Consider the following 14,316-nt stretch of genomic DNA (forward strand, 5'->3'; position numbering starts at 1 on the left):
AGCGGGCCCATCAACCGCTCACCAGTGTGCGGGCGCGCTCACGCCACAAGGTGTACAAACCCGCGCCGACCACAAACAACGCGCCCCACCAAACATGCGCCCCTGGCCACTCGCGCCAAAACACCCAGCCAAACAAGGCCGCAAACAGCAGCTCGCCGTAATGAAAAGGCGCCACCACGCCCACTGGCGCCAGACGCAAGGCCCGAAAGGTGCAACGCTGACCCAGCAACGCCAAGACAGCCATCAAAGAGATGATCGGCCACATGCCCGGGGCCACCTCCAAAGGCACAAAGAACAAGCCCACCGCACCGGCCAGGCCCATGGTCAGGTTCTGCCAGACCAACATCGACAGGTCGCTCTCGGTGGGTGAAAGCCAGCGCACACAGGTCATCGAAGCGGCATAAAAAAATGCCGCCATCAAAGCCAGTCCAGCCCCCAGACCCAGCTCGCCGTCAATCGCCTGCGGACCAACGATCAGGCTCACACCCACAAAACCTGCCAACAACGCGCCCCAACGGTGTACCCCTACACGCTCTTTGAGCAAGGGCACTGACAGCAGCGTCATGAACAGCGGCGCGGCAAAACTGATGGCGATCACCGTGGCCAGCGGCAACAAGCGCAGGCTCTCAAAAAACGACAACATTGAACACACGGCGAACAATCCGCGCACCCCATGAGCCCACGGACGGCGCGTGCGCAAGGCCGACCAGCCCCCGTTGCTCAGCACCCACGGCGCCAGTAAAACCAGCACCATCGCCGAACGCGCCGCAATCAATACCGGAATCGACAATTGCGACACCGCATGCTTGGACAAGGCATCCATCACCGACAACAAGAACACCCCCGCCACCATCCAGGCAATGCCTTTCAGCGGGTGGTCGGCCCGCACGGGAGCAGCAGATGAGGGATTCATGGGCGCAATCGAATGTAAGGCTGTCAAAGTATGACAAAACCGCGCCACCTTTCAGGTATGAGCTCGGAACTTGGTGCAATTTACAGCGTCTGCCACGCAGGGGCAGTCACCTGTATTGCCCAGCAGCCCAGTGGGTGCCTGAAATCCAGCAAGGCACCCCCCCTAAAATAAACACTTGTCCCCAACTCCTTGTTCGGGTCTGACCTCAACCGAATTTCCTCCCATGTCAGCATCCACGGCGCGCAGCGCCCAACAGGCCCCCACCCCCGATGTGCTGAACTTTGCCCAGCGCCAATGGCGCGTGCGCAGGCCAAGGCCGTTCGTGTTGGTCATTGAGGGTGAAGTCGGACACGAAGGCACCGAACCCAAAGACTACCTGCACGAGCAGCTGCTCTTGCCCGAATGGCGTGAAGCCTTTTACCAACTGGTCGACACAACGGGCTTGGTGGTCTGCCTGAATGTGCACACCGAACACCCGACCTACCGCGAAGTGCGCGGGCGCTCCAGCAAGGGGCGCCTCAGCCAAGGCGAGTACTACCACCACGACGGCTGCTCTGGTCCTGTGAAGCCGCGCTTTGTTGAAATCCGCTGCCCCATCCAGCCGCAAACACGCGGCGTGGCCACTGCGGTGGCACCGCACCGCGATGTGGTCCAGGCCATGGTGCAAGTGCTGCCCGCCGAATTGGCCGACACACCCGCGTTGGCGGGTCAGGACATGCGCCTGGACACCATCGGCCAGATGGACGATGCCGCGCTTGACCAGCTGCAAGGCCTCATCACCCGAACCGTGCGCAAAAAGCTCAACGCCGAAGGTGCTCGCGCCTACTTTCGACAAGTGGATGCAGCCGCCCATGCCTACTTCGAACCGTGGGCCTTAGGCGAAAGCCGCTTTATCGCCAACGCCAACAGCGGCGTGACCCTGCAGCACCGCCGAGCCTACCAGTCAACACACACTGGCGGCGTGGCCAATGGGCACTTGGTCAAGCGCTGGACGAATGAAGAACTGCTGCTGCCCGGCCAGGTGGCGGGCCAAGCCTTGATGGCTGCACTGTGCAGTGAAGAAGGTGATGAGCCTGATGGGGAGCGAGCCGACGGGTGTTTCCTTGGGGCGCATTGAACCGATCATGTCAAATGGGTAAACACTGGCCCAGAGCCGCCCCGACCCTGTATTGATGATCTGGCCCTATTCGGCCTCGTAGGGGATCGCTTCATCAATTGTTTCCCAGATGAACGCTGCTGAGGGCTTGAGGCTTTCTTCGAGGATGTGCCCGACCAGTCCAGCCGAACGGCTCACAACCGCCACCCCACGCATCACCTTTTGTGGAATGCCAATTTCTCCCAAAAGTGCGGCCGATGCTCCAGTCGCATTGATGGTGAGGTGCCTGCCATACACCGCATCAACTTGCCCAGACAAGACCTTGAGCGCTTCGATATAGCGCCCCGATATAAATTCGCCATTCGCCACAGCCAGCATACGTGGTGTGCGCGGATCGTCAGGCTTGTGGTGCGGATGGCCAAAGCCATGCACTGCCTTGCCGGCTTCCTTATGCCGAATGACAATCGCATGAGCACGCGCTTCTAAGCCTTCAGGCGCAGTCATCATTTCTTCCAAGAGCCCTGCACATCCTTCCATGGTCCCAATGAAGGTTGTGCCCACTCCCAGCAGTCCTGCAGCAACAGCAGCTTGAAGTGCATCTGGCGCGGAGTGATAGATCAGACGCGTTGCGATAACGCTAGGCGTGATGCCGTGCTCCATCAGCGTAACGAGTACCGCATCAAGGATGCGGACATGAGCTGCAGGCGGTCGTTTGCCCGTGAGTTGCAAGAGAAACATCTCTGTGAAGCTCACCTTTCCGATGAGATCTTCAACTAAATCTTGTCCGCGGACAATGATGGAATTGGCATCTGACGTCGCAATGGAGGTTGTGGGTTGAAGTTTGGTTCTCATGATGCGTTCCTGATCATTTAACGCGCAATGGTAATCCCAGCGCGTTCGCGATCCCAAAGGGCCGACAAGTCGGACTCTGCCTCTCGGCGCAGCTTGTACTTTTCAATCTTCTGGCTAAGCGTCATGGGCATTTCCTCGGCAACCTGCACATAGCGAGGAACCATAAAGTAAGCCAGGTTGTGACTGCAATACTTGATGAGTGACTCGAAACTGAAGTTTGCGCTTTCGCCAGGCTTCAATGTGATGGTCACTGCCACTTCGTCTTCGCTCGTTTCCGCGTGGACCGGATAGACAGCGACATCTGAGACGGCCGGATAAGTGCGTATCACCTCTTCCACTTCAAAGGCTGAGATGTTCTCGCCTCGCCGACGGATTGCGTCCTTGATGCGGTCGGTGTACCAGATGTACCCATCGGCATCAATGCTTCCACGGTCGCCGGTATGGAACCACAGGTTGCGGCGGCTTGCAGCAGTCGCCTCAGGCTGCTTGTAGTACCCGAGTGAGGCGCCCCAAGGGTTGTTGTTACGCATGACGATCTCTCCGGGTTCACCCGGTGCCATGTCAAAGTCGTTCTCGTCCACAACGCGAAGGTCAATGCCTGCCCGCGGCAGCCCGCATGAGCCAAGTTTGTCTCGTCGGCTTTTTGTGTTGTAGGCAGCGCCCAGGCAATAGTCGGTCAGGCCGAATGCGCTCATGATGGTCATGCCGAAACGTTCCTCAAAGCCCTTAGCAAATCCCGGTACGGGTGCGAGATGACAGCGCCGGACCTGATGGTCAAGATCAGACGGGGAAGGTGCCTGTTTCCAAAGGAAATTGGTGACAGCGCCAACGCCGTTGAAGACAGTGGCACCACTACTGCGAATGTGTTCCCAGAATTTGCTCACCGAAAAGCGATGCGTCAGCGCAATGGACGAGCCAGCCATGAGTGAGCCCATAGTGCTGCCCAAAAGTGCATTGCCGTGGAACAGCGGTAAGAATACATATGCAATATCGTGCGGCGTGTACTCGTGGTGGAATGCCACGTCGCTACCCCAGTAAATGAAGTGCGCGTGCGTATAAATGATGGCCTTGGATGGTCCGGTCGTTCCGGACGTAAAGAGCAGCATGGCCAGATCGTTAAAGGCAGGGGCATCATCCGGTAGCAGAGCGGGCGCATCCAGCAGACCTTCAAATTCGTGCATCACATGTTCACCCACCGAATCAATGAGTGAGGGTGTTTGCTTGGGTTCCCCCCGATCGGGGCGCACCACGAAGACATGATGCACCCGGGGCAACATGTCGCTCGCCTCCAGGAAGCGCGACAAAAGCGCCTCTTCGACAATAAGCGCCGTGCAATCTGCATGGTTCAAGAAGTACGCCAATAACTGCCCTTTCGCGGCGGCATTCAGTGGCACCGACACAAAGCCGCAGCGCGCGGGCCCAAGGATGGCCAGGAGTTGTTCAGGGCAGTTCTCCATCAGCACGCCAACGTGACTCCCGACCTTCACGCCGGCAGCGGCAAGTCCTGAGCCGACGCGCAGTGTCAATTCGTCCAGTTGGCGGTAGCTCATTGTTGTGCCCGTGGGCAGCCAATTCAGAAACGTCTTGTCGCCCCACTGTTGTCCGCGGTCTCGTAAAACTCGGTCTATGGTCGACGTGCGTGCGTCGTAGCCGGGCAACTTATTCATTCTTTGCGCCACTGACTCGAATCAGGTCTTGCCATTTCTTTCGTTCTGAAGGTACGGCCGCACCCCAAGCCTGTACGTCTGCGTAATCGCTCTCGAAGCCCTGAGACTTGGCCATATCGGCAAATTGAGGGGTGCGGATCGCTGCGCCTAATGCGTCGGAGAACTTGCGTATCACCTCGTCAGACGTAGTCGCAGGCACGAACACGGCATTGAATGAAAAGAACGCGTAGCCAGGCACACCCGATTCGGCCACTGTAGGGAGTTCGGGAAGCGACTGCGAGCGGCGCGGTCCGGTCACGGCAATTGCACGGATACGCCCCGAGGCAAGTTGCGCCTTTGCAGTCGCTAGCGCCGAAAATGAGAAGCTGACCTGACCGCTCAGCGTATCTGTCAAAGCGGCAGCTTGCGTCTTGTAGGGTACATGAAGAAACTGTGCGCCACTCGCATGCTGAAAAGCTGCGGCAGAGAGATGTTGGGCGCTGCCGCTTCCAGCTGAGGCATAACTCACCTTGCCCGGATTCTTCTTGGCGGCATCAATAATGTCTGACACTGACTTGAAGGGCGAATCGGCGGGCACGACCAGGACCAGCATCACGCTAGCGAGCCGCGCTACGGGCTTGAAGTCCTTTTGGTCAAAAGGCACCTTACCCATCAGAACTTCGTTGGTGAAGTGACCTGGACCGGTGAAGAGCCATGTATAGCCATCGCCAGACGAGCGTGCCACTTGCTCTGTGCCGATCACACCATTTGCGCCAGCCTTGTGCTCAACCACGATCGGCTGCTTCCACTGAGGTCCCATAACGCCCGCGAGGTAGCGCGTTATGGCGTCGAGGTTTGTGCCTGGACCGTAGGGTTGCAGGAAAGTCACTGGACGACTCGGCCACTCTTGCGCCTGAGCGAGTTGCAGCAAGGAAGCCGCTAGGGCAATAGCTGCAAAGAGGATTCTCGTCATGCTTGTCTCCTGGTGATAAAAGGTTGAAAATATGAAATCGTTTTTACATCGAAATTAAGTCTAGTCATATCAAGTTAAAGGGGCAATCCTGTGGAACGTTTTCATACTCGTAAACCATGAGTGGTCGAATCTCAGTGCGCGATGTTGCTGCTGCCGCCGGTGTTTCGATCGGCAGTGTTTCGCGAGTGCTCAACGACAGCGGTTATTCGAGCCAGGACCTGCGCAAGCGTGTTTTAAGTGCTGTTGATGCGCTTGGTTACGAACCTGATTTCACAGCGCGACATCTGCGCACGGGTCGAAGCAAGGCGATTGGCTATATGCTCCCCAACTTTGCGAATCCGGTGCCTGCCGCCCATTTGAGCGAGGTGGAGCGCCTGACCCGCGAAGCCGGCTACTCGCTGCTTGTTGGAACGTCCGACAAACCGGTACGAGACCGCGAGCTCGTCGCCTTCTATGAAAATCGAAGGCTTGAAGGAATCATTGCTTCTCCCAGCTTCGAGTATCCAGACCCAAAGGACTGTCCATTCAGTCAGACACCTCTTCCAGTGGTTGTCGTGGAGAGAGATCTGGGTGCTGCTTTCGACTGTGTGCTCATGAACCACGCCGCAGGCACGAGGCAAGCGATGGATTACCTGCTGACGCTTGGTCACAGGCGTATCGCTCTCTTCGTATCGGGCGCCAACCTCGCGCCGGGACGCGAAAAGTTGCGTGGCTATCGCGCGGCTCTGGACGATGCAGGATTGGCATACGACCCCGGCCTTGTTTTCATGCCAGATTCATGGCTCGAATCGTCGCGGGACACCATGACCCGTATGCTTGAGTTGGCGTTACCTCCGACAGCTCTGATTGCGCTGGGGACGCAGATGTTGTCGGGAGCGCTGCACGTGGTGCGCAACAAGGGGATGGATGTACCGCACGACTTCTCGATTATTGGCATCGGCACCGTGGAGACGTTGGATCTCATCTATCCGCCAGCTACAGCGCTGTTTTACGACTATCACCGCAGCGCAGAGGTCGCCGTGCAGCTCATGCTCAACAGAATTATGGATCCATCTTGGCGTGAGCCGAGACGCGTTATTCTGGAATGGAACCTCGTCATCGGCGGTTCGTGCGCACCAAGATGCCCCTAAGACATTTGATCAGTAGCGTTGAAGCAGATTGACTGCGGCTGATGTCGAGAGACCAACCGATCCATGAAAATCAGGCCCGCCACAAGTTGCCGAGGGGCTGACTTGCGCCTGGGAGCACGTCGCTCATCGCACCCGTGCTCAACTGGAATTGCCTTTGCACAATGGGCATGATGAGGGCGCGTATGTCTCGCGTTGGCCGCAAGTCCCTACCGTCCAGCAATTGAGAGCGTCCCAGCCCCGGCCAATCGGTGAGAACTTGGCCGCCGGCAACTTGACCACCCGCGACAAACGCCACGCCTGCTGTGCCGTGGTCAGTGCCTTGGCTGCCGTTCATGGAAGCGGAACGGCCAAATTCAGTCATCACCAAGACCGAGGTCGTAGCCCAATGCACCGAGAGCGATTCACGCAAAACCGCCAGCGCTTCGTCCAATGCAGGCAGCATTCGGCCAAGGCGCGCTGTTTGTTGGCTGTGTGTATCCCATCCACCCACTTCGAGCCAAGCGACGCGCGGGCCACGAGGTGCTGACAAGAAGGCCCCCGCTTGTTTGGCCAAAACGGTTAAGCCTGCACCCGTTGAAGGTTCTGCACCCATCGACTTGTCTTGCTGCGCCATGGCTTGGGCCAAGGCGCTGGCCAAAGGGACATCGTCGGCGTACATGGCTGCGATGCGGTCGAGTGTGTCTTGCGATTTGTTGGGCCTGCGGCTTGGCGTCCAGGTGTTGGCGCGGTCAGCGCCGCGCAGGGCCAAGGGCATGGCGGGCGTCATGGCCACCGCAGAATGCTGCGTGGCTTGCAGAGCACGCGCCAGCCAACCGGTGCTCAAAACAAAGGGCCGCTCGCCGCCACTTTCGAGTTGCTGTTGGGCATCGAAGTGCGACCGCTCACGGTAAGGGCTGGCCACGGCATGCACAACAGCCAATTCTTTGTTCTGATACCAGCGGTGCAAATGGGCCAAGCCGGGGTGCATGCCAAAGGTGCTGTCCAACGGCAGCGCCGTGGGTGTTTCTGCACCGCCGCGCAAAGCCGCCCATGCAGGGTCACCCAATGCAGGCACGGCAGACAAGCCGTCCAAAGCGCCCCTGAGCAGCACCACCACCAAGCGCTGCTCCGACGGCGTGTTCTCAGCTTGGGCAGCCAAAGCAAGTCGCGCAGGCAACAGGCCCGTTGCTGCGAGTCCAGCCCCAAAGGCCAGTTGTTGCAGATGCGCACGGCGCGAAAATGATGGACTGGTCATGGTCTTATCTCCGCATCAGTTCTGGGCTGGCCAATGCAAACGCCAGCGCTTGTGCGCCACTTTCGGCACGGGCGATAGTTTGCGCGGTGCTGGTGGTCAAGTGGGGGCCGAAAGCTTGTTGCATCAGGTCTCTCGCATCGATGTCTTTGCCGTACAACTCGCCATAACGCTCAGCCCACTGAATCCGTTTGATGACCGCATCTGGCGAGAGCCAATCCGCGCTCAGGTCGGGCCAGCCCTGGGGTGAAGGCGCACGCGCCATGGCTTGTCCCATGGTTTGCACCCAATACGCTGAATTTTCGACGTTGATGACTTTCTTTTGCATCAGGCGGTGGGCCGAGATCAAGCACTCTTCGGGACGCTTGAATTTGGGAGGCAGATCTTCTTGCCATGCCAAATCATGGCTGAACAAGGCCACCACCACGGCTTTGAGATCCCCATCGGTGCGGCGAAATTCCGCAGCAACGGCTTGAACCAGCGCTGCTGGCGGCGCATCGGTGACAAAGTGACGACACAGCTTACTGGCCATGAAGTCAGCGCATGCAGGGTGCCTGGCCAAGTCGGTGAGAAGCAGATCCAGCGCTTGAGGGCCTTCGGGGTAGGTGTTGCCCAAGATGGTTTTTTTGCCGGGTTGGTGCAGGTTGTCCATGAACCGTGCCACACCAGCGGTGTTGGGACCCACGGTCCAGCCGGTTAACAATTTGGCGGTTTGGGTCACATCGTCTTGGGAATAACCCGACTTCACCCCCAAGGTGTGCAGCTCGAGCAGTTCGCGGGCCAGGTTTTCGTTCAGACCCCTGTCGCGCCGGCGCCCTGCCATGGATTGCGGGCCGATCGATTGCGCGTTGTCCAAGTACAGCAGCATGGCGGGATGCACGATGGCAGCGCGCAACAGCGCTTTGTAAGAGCCCCAAGCGTGCGGGCGAATGGCTTCGTATTCATGCGGCCAGACCAAGGCCAAGGTGGTCCCTTTGGTCGCGGCCACACAAAAATGATTGGCCCAAAACTGCACCCAGCGTTCTGCCACAGGCGTCGTGGTTTGCGTCATGTGTTGCCAGCGTTTGCCAAGCCCGTGCAGATTGGTTTGGCGAAGCACCTGCCGCGCTGGGGTCATGGGACCCAAGGGGTCTTGAGATGGGTTGGTGCTGGGAGGTGTGCTTGGGTTGAGCGCTGCTTGCACAACATCACGCGAGATTTGCCAAGCTTTCGCACTGTCAACCAGACCTTCTGTGTCAAATGCGGCAGGGCGCTCAAACTGCGCCAGAACCCAAGACCTGGGATCATTGGCAAGGGTCTGCAGATGGGGCTGCGAATAACCGAATCGATGGGATGCCAGATGGGCGGCTTGCATGCGCAGTGTTCCTCTTCAAGCGGGTTTGAGCATTTCGCTAATTTACACCCTTAATTTGTACACATTGTGAAACCTGGGCTTTCATGGCTTGGCAAGCCACGGCCCCTTTCAGCCAAATCGGTGGCAAGGCCGCGTTAGGGCATGCGGCCTGTCATGAAAAGTTCATGGACCCCTGTCAAAGTGGTCTGTGAATCTTTTCATCAACGCTACTGGAGCCGCGCATGTCGCAAACCCCTTCCCGCCGTGAATTCATGATCAAAGTGGCCAGCGTCTCGGCCGCCGTGACTGCGGGTGCCGCCCTTTCCGCTTGTGGTGGATCATCGGACGCCCAACCTGATTTCCTTTACGGTGTGGCCAGCGGCGACCCCTTGGCGGACCGCGTGATCCTTTGGACCCACGCCAAGTTCCCTGGCTCTGACAATACGGTGACTTTGCGTTACCAAGTGGCCGCCGATGCGGCCTTCACACAAATCGTTTCCCAGGGCGATGTTGAAGCCAAATCCGACACAGGTTTTACGGCCAAGGCCGATGCCACTGGCCTGATGGCGGGCACCAGCTATTTCTTCCGTTTTGTCAACAGCACGGCCACTTCCCCTGTGGGTCGCACCCGCACCCTGCCCACCACCGCCACCAGCCTGAAATTGGCCGTGATGAGCTGCAGCAATTACCCTGCCGGCTATTTCAACGTTTATTCCGAAGTCGCCAAAAGCGATGCCGAATACGCTTTGCATTTGGGCGACTACATCTACGAATACCCCTCCACAGGTTATGCCTCCAGCACAGCAGCCACCTTGGGCCGTGTTTCTGCACCGGTCAATGAAATTTTGAGTCTGGCCGATTACCGCACCCGTCACGCCCAATACAAGAGCGATCCGGACAGCAAAAACCTTCACGCCCTCAAGCCCATGATCGCAGTTTGGGACGACCATGAAATCGCCAACGACGCCTTCAAAGACGGCGCTGAAAACCACACGCCCGCCACAGAAGGCGCCTGGGCCGCACGCCGCGCAGCCGCCCTGCAGGCTTACCACGAGTGGATGCCGATTCGCACAGGTGCTGACAAGGCCAAGATTTACCGCAGCTTTGACTTTGGCAAATTGGTCAGCCTGCACATGCTGGATACCCGTTTGGTCGGCCGCGATGAACAGATTGACATCGTTGACCTGGCTGGGCTCAAGGGTGCCGCAGCGCAGGGCAAGGCATACAGCTCATTCACCGCCCCCACCCGACAAATGATGGGCAAAGACCAAATGGATTGGCTGACCACTCAAATGGCCAGCAGCACAGCCACTTGGCAAGTGCTGGGGCAACAAGTGCTGATGGCCCGCATGGAGTTTCCTGTCTCGGTGCTGGCCGCATTGAACAGCACCGACACCTCCACAGCGGCCCAAGCTGCGGGCAACAAAGCGGTGACCGATTACATCGTGGCCAAGAACACGCCTGCTGCCGTTCGCACTGAAGCTCAAAAAGGGTTGATGGACACCACCAAGAATCCTAAACTGGGCTACAACCTGGACGCTTGGGATGGCTACCCCGTGGCACGCGAGACCTTGCTGCTGACCGCTTTGCAACTGAAAAAGCGCTTGGTGGTGTTGGCGGGTGACACGCACAACGCTTGGCACAACCACCTGACCCTGATGGGCCTGACCAACCCCGCCTTGGCGGGAACCAAAGTGGGTGAAGAATTTGGCACCAGCTCGGTGAGCTCGCCAGGTCTGGAGGAATACTTGGTCACGCTCAAACCGGCTGAAATCAAAGCCATTTTTGAAGGCGTGATCGACGATCTGAAGTGGGTGGATGCATCCCAGCGCGGCTACCTGAAAATGACTTTCACGGCCACCGAAGCCAAGGGCGAATGGTTTTTTGTGAACACCATCACCAACCGCACTTACACCAGCGCCTTGGGCAAAGCGGTCACCATGGCCGCCGCTTGATTCTCGATCGCTGATGTTCTCTGTTGGCCTCAGGTCCTTGCCTGAGGCCGGCAAGTGTGAAGAGTCGCTGGTCATTTAAAAAACCAAAACAAAACACGAACCTTTGCCAGTTCGGGCTTAGCTCTAGCTCAAGCGGCTGCGCTCACCGCTTACTCGGCGGCACGTCCGTGCAGCTGCCTTGCGCCACTTCTTCTGCCATGCCAATGCGCTCGCCCACCTTGGGTAGCAGGTGAATGGTTTTGCCGTTGTCCACCACGTCTGCGCCCCTCTCAATCGACAGCGCAATCTTGCCAATCATGTCGCCCGCTTGCGTGCCCAACCAGGCCATTTCGGGGTCGGTGTAAGCGACGCCGGTCCTGCTCCTGCTCCTGCTCCTGCTCCTGCTCCTGCTCCTGCTCCTGCTCCAGCTCCAGCTCCAGCTCCAGCTCCAGCTCCAGCTCCAGCTCCGGCCCCAGCACCGGCACCTGCACCGGCACCTGCACCATCTCCCATGCCGAGCACGCCAGCCGCGGCGAACACGGCGGTGCCCAGCAATGCTGAGCAGCGTCTGAAGCAGGCCAGGGAGTTGTTGGATAAAAAGCTGATCAATGAGCAGCAATACAACGAGTTTGTGGCCAGGATCATGAACGAAATGTGAGCCAGGAAGCTTGAATTTTCACGGGCATGGTTGAATTTTCAAGTGCCTGGTGACCCAACGATGACAGTGGCGCCATTCAAGTTCCCCCAGCCTACATTTGATGTCTCGCAGGCGAAGGTGTCATTGTGTTGTTGATGCCCGCCTACCGGGATGTGTTCGTCTGCGGTGTAGCCTTACAGCGGTTGGCTGTTTTGGCGTATTCGCGGTTTAAACAGGAACTTCACCTAAAACGGTGCAACGACGAATCACCCGACTTTGGGTGTGTGGGTCGTAAGGGGTGGCTTTGTGAAGCAAGCAACGATTGTCCCAAACAATGAGTTGGTGTATTTGCCACTCATGTTCATAAGACAAGTCAGCATGGATGGACATTCGATTGAGTTCTTCAATCAGAGCACGACCTTCTTCGTAAGGCATACCCACAACGTATTCCGCATGGTCCCCTAAATACAAACATTTTCGACCCGTTTCTGTATGGGTACGAACAATAGGTTGATCAACTGGGGGCACAGCTCTGCGCTGGTCTTCAGTCATAGGATCTTCGCCATGCCTGCGCGTGCGTGAAAAATCAAGGTTATGCACTGCGCGCAAATTGGCAATGCGTTTTTTCCATTCAGGACTCAACCGTTCATAGGCACCATACATGTCGCAAAAGTGGGTTTGCCCACCTTGCCCGGGTATCGGCATCACCTCGCCATAAATCACAGTGGCATGCCCAGTGACGCGTTGCCAAGATCCATCGGTATGCCATTGCAAGGTGCCTTTGTCGGGATGCTTGCCATTAGGCTTGCCCTCGGCGTTCAGATTGGAGAGCCGAAACAGCTCAGGAAATCCGTCGGCATGGTATTGGTTCATCACATGGACCTGAACTTCCCCAAAGCATTGGGCTAACTTTACTTGCTGTGCAGGTGGAACGTCTTGGGGCGGAAACAAAAGAACTTGGTATTGCAAAAACGCACGGTGAATGCCGGCAAGGACTTCGGGCGTCATTTCATCTGACAGATTGACTCCGCTGATCTCCGCTCCTAAATGGGGAGTGAGTGGTCGAACGCTAAAAGGCCAGTCCGTTTTTGTAGATACGAATTGAGTATGGCCCATGGATTTCTCCGATATTGAGTGAAGATAGATACAGCCAGCGCCATCGAAGCCTTCAAACATCCGCCAGATAACGGTAACAGCAACTTTGACAGATTCGAGAAGAGATCGAAAAATAGTAACACAAATGCAATAGTCAAAAGGCTGTCCAAGTGCAGAGTATTTTTCGATGATTGAGCCGCCCAGTAAAGCACAAAACACGTACCGTTGACAGTTCGGGCTTTGTCTGAATATCTTGGAGACTGGCCTACTTTTTGGTCGGAGGAAAATCCTTGCAAGATCTGTACGCCAACGCCGCCGCCATGCCAATGCTCTCGCCCAGCTTGGGTTGCAGGTGAATGGTTTTGCCGATATCCACGACGTCTGCGCCATTTTCAATCGCCAGCGCAATCTCGTCAAATATGTCGCCCGCGTGCGTGCCCACCCAAGCCTCTTCGGGGTCGGTGTAAGCGACGCCGGGTATGACGCGTGCGTTAATTGCCGCGGCTGCCAACTCTTTGGTGCAGTGCAATTCGCCCACAATCACTTCAGCGCCTTTGTGTGCTTCGTGCACCGCCTTGCGTGCCAACATGGGCTGGCCCACGAAGTCGCTAATGGCAAAGATGCGAGGCACTTTGGTGCGAATCTGAATGTCGACGTTGATTAAGCTGCGGACGGTCATGGCCTCGCAGCGATAAAAGTACTTTTTAAGGTACACTTAAAAGATGTTGTCGAGCAAAAAAATTCCTGCAATCTTTTACCGGTCTGGCTCAGGCAACGAGCCAGTGCGCGAATGGCTGAAGACTTTGGAAAAACAGATCGCTTGACCGTTGGTGAAGACATTGCCTATGTCCAATAAAAATGGCCTATAGGCAAACCACGGATCGATCATTTGCGGGGGCCGATCTGGGAAGTGCGCAGCAAGATCGGCAACCGCATCGCACGCGTGCTTTTTGCTGTGTAAGAGTCCGAAATAATTTTGCTGCATGCCTTTGTCAAGAGGACCCAGCAAACCAACCTCGCCGATATTGAACTGGTGACCAACCGCTTGAAGGAGTGGATCAATGGCCAAAGCAACTAAAGTCAATTCCCACAGGGGTAGCAGTTTTGATGACTTCCTCAAAGAGGACGGCATCTATGAAGAGGTGCAGGCCCGTGCGCTTAAACGAGCATTAGCCGAGCAACTGGACGACGCCATGCAAAGCGGCAAACTCAGCAAAGTGAATATGGCACAACGCATGGCCACCAGCCGCTCCCAATTGGACCGCGTGCTGGACCCGAGCAACCTGTCCATTCAGCTCGACACACTGATCAAAGCAGCAAGCGCAGTGGGTAGGACTGTCGAAATTCGGCTCAAGCGCGAGACCAAACGAACGCGAGTCACCACGACATAGTGAAAGCCAAAGCCCGTTGTGCTTCAGCAAGTGCTGAAGTTTGCTGCTTTGGGCATGCCCGCCGTCCTGAACAAGTACCATAGAA

Annotated in this window: 14 protein-coding genes and 1 pseudogene; 6 read left to right on the top strand and 9 right to left on the bottom strand. The window is 57.1% G+C overall.

Features of this window, described 5'->3' with window-relative positions; translation table 11 throughout:
* Positions 1-10: 10 nt before the first annotated feature.
* Positions 11-913 (bottom strand): DMT family transporter, encoded by a 903-nt coding sequence (locus B9Z49_RS13870; RefSeq protein WP_108354026.1) that lies wholly within the window; start codon positions 911-913, stop codon positions 11-13.
* Between the two features lie 223 nt (positions 914-1,136).
* Between B9Z49_RS13870 and B9Z49_RS13875 the strand changes: the two genes are divergently transcribed.
* Positions 1,137-2,030 (top strand): hypothetical protein, encoded by an 894-nt coding sequence (locus B9Z49_RS13875; RefSeq protein WP_233254628.1) that lies wholly within the window; start codon positions 1,137-1,139, stop codon positions 2,028-2,030.
* Positions 2,031-2,096: 66 nt separating this feature from the next.
* Here the strand turns inward: B9Z49_RS13875 and B9Z49_RS13880 are convergent, their stop codons facing one another.
* From B9Z49_RS13880 to B9Z49_RS13890, 3 genes are read right to left on the bottom strand one after another with little or no spacing between them, the layout of a single operon-like run.
* Positions 2,097-2,861, bottom strand: a complete 765-nt coding sequence (locus tag B9Z49_RS13880) for a citryl-CoA lyase (RefSeq protein ID WP_108354027.1) — start codon at positions 2,859-2,861, stop codon at positions 2,097-2,099.
* Positions 2,862-2,878: 17 nt separating this feature from the next.
* A complete protein-coding gene (locus B9Z49_RS13885) occupies positions 2,879-4,528 on the bottom strand; it encodes an AMP-binding protein (RefSeq protein WP_108354028.1) in 1,650 nt (549 codons plus the stop codon).
* A complete protein-coding gene (locus B9Z49_RS13890; RefSeq protein WP_108354029.1) occupies positions 4,521-5,480 on the bottom strand; it encodes a tripartite tricarboxylate transporter substrate binding protein in 960 nt (319 codons plus the stop codon). Before B9Z49_RS13890 ends, B9Z49_RS13885 begins: the two co-directional genes overlap by 8 nt.
* 116 nt (positions 5,481-5,596) lie before the next feature.
* Between B9Z49_RS13890 and B9Z49_RS13895 the strand changes: the two genes are divergently transcribed.
* A complete protein-coding gene (locus tag B9Z49_RS13895; protein ID WP_108354030.1) occupies positions 5,597-6,610 on the top strand; it encodes a LacI family DNA-binding transcriptional regulator in 1,014 nt (337 codons plus the stop codon).
* A 70-nt stretch (positions 6,611-6,680) separates the two neighbouring features.
* Here B9Z49_RS13895 and B9Z49_RS13900 read toward each other — a convergent pair whose 3' ends face one another.
* Positions 6,681-7,844: a DUF1501 domain-containing protein gene (locus tag B9Z49_RS13900; RefSeq protein WP_108354031.1), complete on the bottom strand. Its 1,164-nt coding sequence runs from the start codon at positions 7,842-7,844 to the stop codon at positions 6,681-6,683.
* Positions 7,845-7,848: 4 nt separating this feature from the next.
* Complete coding sequence (locus B9Z49_RS13905) at positions 7,849-9,195, bottom strand: DUF1800 family protein (RefSeq protein WP_108354032.1); 1,347 nt, start codon at positions 9,193-9,195, stop codon at positions 7,849-7,851.
* Between the two features lie 221 nt (positions 9,196-9,416).
* Between B9Z49_RS13905 and B9Z49_RS13910 the strand changes: the two genes are divergently transcribed.
* A complete protein-coding gene (locus B9Z49_RS13910; protein WP_108354033.1) occupies positions 9,417-11,129 on the top strand; it encodes an alkaline phosphatase in 1,713 nt (570 codons plus the stop codon).
* 142 nt (positions 11,130-11,271) lie between these two features.
* Here the strand turns inward: B9Z49_RS13910 and B9Z49_RS13915 are convergent, their stop codons facing one another.
* Positions 11,272-11,457, bottom strand: coding sequence for a hypothetical protein (locus tag B9Z49_RS13915; RefSeq protein ID WP_108354034.1), 186 nt, complete (start codon positions 11,455-11,457; stop codon positions 11,272-11,274).
* Between the two features lie 162 nt (positions 11,458-11,619).
* Between B9Z49_RS13915 and B9Z49_RS22050 the strand changes: the two genes are divergently transcribed.
* Positions 11,620-11,766, top strand: coding sequence for a hypothetical protein (locus B9Z49_RS22050; RefSeq protein WP_199225060.1), 147 nt, complete (start codon positions 11,620-11,622; stop codon positions 11,764-11,766).
* Positions 11,767-11,973: 207 nt separating this feature from the next.
* Here B9Z49_RS22050 and B9Z49_RS13925 read toward each other — a convergent pair whose 3' ends face one another.
* Complete coding sequence (locus tag B9Z49_RS13925) at positions 11,974-12,861, bottom strand: TauD/TfdA family dioxygenase (protein ID WP_158273503.1); 888 nt, start codon at positions 12,859-12,861, stop codon at positions 11,974-11,976.
* 244 nt (positions 12,862-13,105) lie between these two features.
* A pseudogene (locus B9Z49_RS13930) lies at positions 13,106-13,522 on the bottom strand (dihydrolipoyl dehydrogenase); the annotation flags it as partial.
* Between the two features lie 294 nt (positions 13,523-13,816).
* Here B9Z49_RS13930 and B9Z49_RS22255 point away from each other — a divergent pair.
* Positions 13,817-13,918, top strand: a complete 102-nt coding sequence (locus B9Z49_RS22255; protein WP_233254629.1) for a type II toxin-antitoxin system RelE/ParE family toxin — start codon at positions 13,817-13,819, stop codon at positions 13,916-13,918.
* On the top strand, positions 13,902-14,231 hold the full coding sequence (locus B9Z49_RS13940) for an XRE family transcriptional regulator (protein ID WP_108354037.1): 330 nt from the start codon (positions 13,902-13,904) through the stop codon (positions 14,229-14,231). Before B9Z49_RS22255 ends, B9Z49_RS13940 begins: the two co-directional genes overlap by 17 nt.
* Positions 14,232-14,316 lie beyond the last annotated feature (85 nt).

The sequence above is a fragment of the Limnohabitans sp. 2KL-51 genome, from assembly GCF_003063645.1.
Classification (GTDB): domain Bacteria; phylum Pseudomonadota; class Gammaproteobacteria; order Burkholderiales; family Burkholderiaceae_C; genus Limnohabitans_A.